Source organism: Protofrankia sp. CiP1_Cm_nod1 (genome assembly GCF_920888515.1).
In the GTDB taxonomy this organism is placed as follows: Bacteria; Actinomycetota; Actinomycetes; order Frankiales; family Frankiaceae; genus Protofrankia.
In genome coordinates, this window is record NZ_CAKKTM010000096.1 from 1 (window position 1) to 6,146 (window position 6,146).

Genomic DNA, 6,146 nt, shown 5'->3' on the forward strand with positions numbered 1-6,146 from the left:
AGATGTGTATAAGAGACAGGCCGAAGCCCGCGGGCAGGACGACCTCCAGCCGCCGGCCGCCGACCTCGACGACGACCGACTCGCGGGCCGCCGGCTCGGTGTCGGCGTCCACCCCGCCGGTGAAGGCGGGGATGGTGTTGTCGAACTCGGTCTCGATCCAGCGGTTGTGCACCCGGAACGGCTCGGTGGCGTCGGCCGGGGCGAACGCCGGATCCCGCACGACGGCCCGGTGGAACGGCAGGACCGTGGCCAGGCCCTCCAGGACCGTCTCGTCCAGGGCACGGCGGGCGCGCTCCAGGGCCTCGGTGCGGGTCGCGCCGGTGACGATCAGCTTGGCGAGCAGCGAGTCGAAGGCCCCGCCGATGACGGCGCCGGACTCGACGCCGGTGTCGACGCGCACGCCCGGCCCGGTGGGCGCGACGAACCGGGTGACCGTTCCCGGCGCCGGCAGGAAGCTGCGGCCGGGGTCCTCACCGTTGATGCGGAACTCGATCGAGTGCCCCCGGGGGGTGGGGTCGACCGGGTCGAGCGTCTCGCCCTCGGCGATCCGGAACTGGGCCCGGACGAGGTCGATGCCGCTGGTCTCCTCGGTGACGGGGTGCTCGACCTGCAGCCGGGTGTTGACCTCGAGGAAGCTGATCGTCCCGTCCCGGCCGATGAGGAACTCGACCGTGCCCGCTCCGACATAGCCGGCCTCCCGGACGACCGCCCGGGACGCCTCGTAGAGCGAGGTGCGCTGCTCCTCGGTGAGGAACGGTGCCGGCGCCTCCTCGACGAGCTTCTGGTAGCGCCGCTGCAGGGAGCAGTCCCGGGTGCCGACGACGACGACCGTGCCGTGGGCGTCCGCGAGGATCTGGGTCTCGACGTGGCGGGGCTGGTCGAGGTAGCGCTCCACGAAGCACTCGCCGCGGCCGAAGGCGGCGGTGGCCTCCCGCACCGCGCTCTCGAACAGCTCGGGCAGCTCCTCGGCGCTCCAGGCGACCTTGAGCCCGCGGCCGCCGCCGCCGAACGCCGCCTTGATCGCGACCGGCAGCCCGTGCTGTTCGGCGAAGGCCACCACCTCGTCCGCGCCGGCGACCGGGTCGGGGGTGCCGGGCGCCAGCGGGGCGCCCACGGCAAGGGCGATGTGGCGGGCCGCGGTCTTGTCGCCCAGGCGCCGGATGGCCTCGGGAGGGGGCCCGATCCAGGTCAGCCCGGCCTCGATGACGGCCTCGGCGAAGTCGGCGTTCTCCGACAGGAAGCCGTATCCGGGGTGGACGGCGTCGGCGCCGCTGGCGCGGGCCGCGTCGAGGATCTTGTCGATCCGCAGGTACGAGTCGCCCGGTGTGCTGCCGCCGAGGGCGTACGCCTCGTCCGCGATGCGTACGTGCAGAGCGTCGATGTCGGGCTCCGCATATACGGCGACGCTGGCATATCCGGCGTCGCGGGCTGCCCGGGCGACCCGGACAGCGATCTCTCCCCGGTTGGCAATGAGGATCTTACGCACGTTTCTCCCGTCCTCGTTCAGCGTGGCTGAGTCTAGGCGAGTTCGGCGGCGCAGGCTGTTGTTCTGGCAATACTAAAGGAATCCTTGGGCGGGTCCTGTACCGCCGGGGCCGTGACCGCCGTGGTGGACTCGATGGCCGACATTGATCGGCTGGGTTTGTTGGCCGGGCCGCTGCTTGCCGAGATCGCGTTGGTGGTGTAAGGAATCGATCATGAAAGGCGTCGGGGAATGTGTATCCCCGGCGTCCACAAAGCTGTCATTCCCGCTGTTTCGCGGGGCCGGCGCAGATGCCCGGCCCCGCGAAACGGTCGTTGATATCCAACTGTGATCAAATGATTACCAGTCGGCTCGGGTCCGGGTGCCCGGAGTGAATCCCGTCCAACGCCACCCGTCCGGCCCGGGACGCACGGTCTGCCGCAGTGTCGCGGACCGGTCCGACCAGGCCGAGGGGGGCGGGGCAGGGGCGGGCGCCGCCCCCGCCCGCAGGCAGAGCACCGCGACCAGGGCGGCTATCTCCTCGGCGGACGCGTTCGTCGGCACCACCTGTAGGTGCGGGCGGGGGGCGCGGACGTCGCCACCACTGCTCATCTGATCATCCTTTCGTGCCTGACGGCCCGTCCGCCAGCCCCGCCACCAGTGGGACGGCGGGACGGCGGGACAGCGGGACAGCGGGGTGCGGTGAACAGGCCGGGGCGTCCCGCGGGAGGGCGGCGGCAGGGTTACAGCGGGATGTTCCCGTGCTTCTTGGGAGGAAGCGACTCCCGCTTGGTCCGCAACAGCCGCAGTGCCCGGATCACCTCACGTCGGGTCTCCGACGGGAGAATGACCGCGTCGATATACCCGCGTTCGGCCGCTATGTACGGAGTGGCGAAATGCGAGGTGTAGTCGGCAATCAGCTCCGCGCGACGGGCGTCGGGATTCTCGGTGGCGGCGAGCTCACGCCGATAGATGATGTTCACGGCGCCCTGGGCGCCCATCACCGCGATTTCCGCGGTCGGCCAGGCCAGGTTGACGTCGGCCCGCAGGTGTTTCGAGCCCATGACGTCGTAGGCGCCGCCATATGCCTTACGTGTGATGATAGTCACTTTTGGCACTGTCGCCTCGGCATAAGCGTATATAAGCTTTGCGCCCCGGCGGATGATGCCGTTCCATTCCTGCGAGGTTCCGGGCAGGAAGCCCGGTACGTCGACCAGCGTGAGAATCGGGATGTTGAATGCGTCACAGGTCCGGACGAAGCGGGCCGCCTTCTCGCTGGCGTCGATATCGAGGGTGCCGGCGAAATGCATCGGCTGGCTGGCGACGATGCCGACGGAACGCCCGTCCAGCCGGCCGAACCCGCAGATCAGGTTCTGCGCGAACTGGGCGTGGACCTCCAGGAAGTCATCGTCGTCGAGCAGGTAGCCGATCACCGTGTGCATGTCGTACGGCGTGTTGGACGAGTCCGGGATGAACGTGTCCAGCTCCGGCGTGACCTCCGCCTCCACGTCGGCCACCTCGGCGAAGATGGGCGGGTCCGTCAGGTTGTTCGACGGCAGGAACCCCAGCAGCGCCTTGGCGGTCTCCAGGCAGTCGGCCTCGTCCGCGGCCTGGAAGTGCGCGACCCCGCTGCGGGAGTTGTGGGTGTGGGCGCCACCGAGCTCCTCCATGCCGACGTCCTCGCCGGTGACGGTCTTGATGACGTCCGGGCCGGTGATGAACATGTGGCTGGTCTGGTCGACCATCAGCGTGAAGTCGGTGATGGCCGGAGAGTACACGGCACCGCCGGCGCACGGGCCCATGATCAGTGAGAGCTGGGGGACGACGCCCGACGCCAGCACGTTGCGGTAGAAGATCTCGCCGTACAGCCCGAGCGCGACGACACCCTCCTGGATGCGCGCGCCGCCGGAGTCGTTGATACCCACCACCGGACAGCCGGTCTTCAGCGCCAGATCCATGATTTTCACGATCTTCTCGCCGAGGACCTCGCCGAGGCTGCCGCCGAAGACGGTGAAGTCCTGGCTGAACACACACACCTGGCGGCCGTCGACCGTGCCGTAGCCGGTCACCACACCGTCACCATACGGGCGGTTGCGGTCGAGGCCGAAGTCGTGCGCGCGGTGCCGGGCGAGGGCGTCCGTCTCGACGAAGGAGCCTGGGTCGAGGAAGGCATCGATCCGTTCACGGGCCGTCAACTTGCCTTTGGCATGCTGTGCGTCGACTGCCCGTTGAGAACCGGCATGTACCGCTTCGTCGATCACGCGCTTCAACTCGGCGATTTTGCCGGCAGTTGTGAGAGGATCGGGTACCGGATCGTGCGAGGGGCTCTGAGCGGGAACGGGAAGCGCCATGCCGGGCAGCGTACGGCCGTCGTGGCCTCCCGCGCTCGATTCTGCGACAACTACCTCTTGATCCGGGCGCGTGGCCGCGGTGCGATATGACTTTCAGCCGTCGGCGGTGAGGATGCGGTGGGATTCTGGCTGACATGTGGACATCGATGACGCGGCACCGGCGGTTTCCGCTGGACGCCGGTCTGCTCGCGGCCACGCTCGCCGGGGACGGCCTGAGCGTCCGGGTCGTCCAGGAGACCGGCTCGACCAACGCGGACCTCGTCGCCGCCGCGAAGACCGGTGCCGGCGAGGGCCAGGTGCTCGTCGCCGAGCACCAGTGGGCCGGTCGCGGGCGCCTCGACCGGTCGTGGACGTCGCCTTCGGGCGCGGGCCTGACCTTCTCCGTGCTGCTGCGGCCGGCCGTGCCGGCGGGCGCGCTGGGCTGGCTGCCGCTGGTCACCGGCCTGTCACTGGCCTCGACGCTGCGTGAGTTCGCGGGGATACCGGCGGGCCTCAAATGGCCGAACGACGTGCTCGTGGCCGGCGAGAAACTGGCGGGCATCCTCGCCGAGGCCATCCCCGACCGGGAGCGCTCCGGGACGGTCGCGGTGGTCGTCGGCATCGGCCTCAACGTCGACAACGACGTCGACGAGCTGCCGCCGGGGGCCACCAGCGTCGCGTTGCGCCAGCGGCAGGAGTCGCGGCCACTCGTCGGCCGGGGGGAACTGCTCATCGAGCTGCTGCGGGGGCTGGTCAGGGTGTACCGGCGCTGGCTCGTCGAGCCCACCGCCACCGCGGGCGCCTACCGGTCGGTGTGCGACACGCTCGGTCAGCGGGTACGGGTCGAACTGCCCGACGGGTCGGTGCTCACGGGTACCGCGACCGATGTGGACGATCACGGCCGGCTGGTCGTCGACGGGCGGGCGTTCGCCGCCGGGGACGTCGTCCACCTCCGCTGACGTCCCGGCCCGCACGCCCTCGTGCAGAGCCAACGCCGACGTTCTCCGGCGCCGGCATCCTCCGGCGCCACATCACCCGGTCGGCTCACGCGCCCCCGGGCGGAGCTACCGCCTCCTAAGCGGTAGGTTGTGGACGCGTACGAGGCCTGCCCGCGAGCTTCGGGCAGCCGCCCGTCGAGGGGCGCCTGCCATGGCCGTGTGCGGTATGTTTGTTCGCCCCCGTGGCTCCGGTCGTCCGGTGGCGGTGAGACCATCGCGGGGTGGGCTTCCCGGACAACATTCTGACCAGCGACGAACAGGTCGTGTTGCACCTGCATCCGCACTGGATCAGGCTGGCCGGGCCGGCAGCGGCCTTCGTCGTGCTTCTCGGCCTGACCCTCTTCGGCGTGCTGGCCGTCCCGGCGGGCTCGTTCCAGCAGGCCGCCCAGTGGCTGATCGTCGCGGCCGGGGCCGTGCTGCTCTTCTTCGCCAGCCTGCGGCCATGGCTGCGATGGGTCACCACACACTACGTGGTGACGACGGAACGGGTCGTCGTCCGCGAGGGGATCCTCTCCCACTACGGCCGGGACATCCCGTTGCTCCGGCTCAACGACGTCTCGTTCAGCCGTTCCTTCTGGGAGGGGCTGGTGGGATCCGGCACGCTCTCGGTCGAGAGCGGGGGACAACGCGGCCGGCTCGCGCTGGTGCACCTGCCCCAGGCCGAGGAGGTGTACGCCACGCTCTACCGGCTGGCCGAGGAGAACGCGGCGCGGCTGCGCGGCCCCGTCGACGACAGCGGTTACCCCCGCTAGCGGTCATTCTGTCAGTGGTCGTTCCTGTCAGTGGTTTTTCCCGCTGTTTCTCCGGTCGCTCCGGTCGGTTGCGCGGGCTGCTCAGGCCAACGGGTCGAACCCCTTCCACCACTCGAAGAGCGCCGTTGCGTCGGTGCTCTGGGCGGCAAAAGCGGTGAGATCGTTGTCGTAGCTCCAGAAAATCACGTAATTACCGCCGTCGTGAGCGCACAGCAGCGATCCGACGTCCACATTCGGCCGGCTGGTCACGTGCCAGGTTTCAATACTGTTCTTGCCGGTACGGCAGGATCCGTCCTCGGTGATCTGTCTCGACCGGTAGTCGATGTCGTTACGCAGTGAGCCGCTGCTGTAGTAATGGAAGGCGCGTACCGGCGTTCCGTTACTCGACTGGCAGGTCAGGGACGCGTCTATGTCGGAATCCTCGTCGTCCGGGTTACCCGTGCAGCCGGTTATCTCGCTGGGATTCAGCGTCGCCTCCAGGTTGCTCTGGGCGGCGGTGAGGCTGCCGGTGGACCCGCCGCTCGGCGTCGCCGTGGCCGGGGTCGCCGACGGCCGCGCGGACGCCGACGGCGTGGCGCCCGTCGGCCCGGCGGGGATCACCGGC

4 protein-coding genes and 1 pseudogene are annotated in these 6,146 nt (G+C 69.7%); 2 read left to right on the top strand and 3 right to left on the bottom strand.

Features of this window, described 5'->3' with window-relative positions; genetic code table 11:
* Window positions 1-1,822 precede the first annotated feature (1,822 nt).
* Complete coding sequence (locus NBX02_RS04925; RefSeq protein WP_250282383.1) at window positions 1,823-2,074, bottom strand: acyl-CoA carboxylase subunit epsilon; 252 nt, start codon at window positions 2,072-2,074, stop codon at window positions 1,823-1,825.
* Between the two features lie 131 nt (window positions 2,075-2,205).
* Entirely contained in the window at window positions 2,206-3,813 is a 1,608-nt protein-coding gene (locus NBX02_RS04930) for an acyl-CoA carboxylase subunit beta (RefSeq protein ID WP_445548268.1), read from the bottom strand.
* Between the two features lie 146 nt (window positions 3,814-3,959).
* Between NBX02_RS04930 and NBX02_RS04935 the strand changes: the two genes are divergently transcribed.
* The gene (locus NBX02_RS04935) at window positions 3,960-4,751 is read left to right on the top strand and encodes a biotin--[acetyl-CoA-carboxylase] ligase (RefSeq protein ID WP_250282385.1); all 792 of its coding nucleotides are present in this window, start codon (window positions 3,960-3,962) and stop codon (window positions 4,749-4,751) included.
* Window positions 4,752-5,011: 260 nt separating this feature from the next.
* Window positions 5,012-5,542, top strand: a complete 531-nt coding sequence (locus tag NBX02_RS04940) for a PH domain-containing protein (RefSeq protein WP_250282386.1) — start codon at window positions 5,012-5,014, stop codon at window positions 5,540-5,542.
* Window positions 5,543-5,623: 81 nt separating this feature from the next.
* On the opposite strand, the pseudogene NBX02_RS04945 reads toward NBX02_RS04940, so the two are convergent.
* Window positions 5,624-6,146, bottom strand: a pseudogene (locus NBX02_RS04945) (hypothetical protein); the annotation flags it as partial.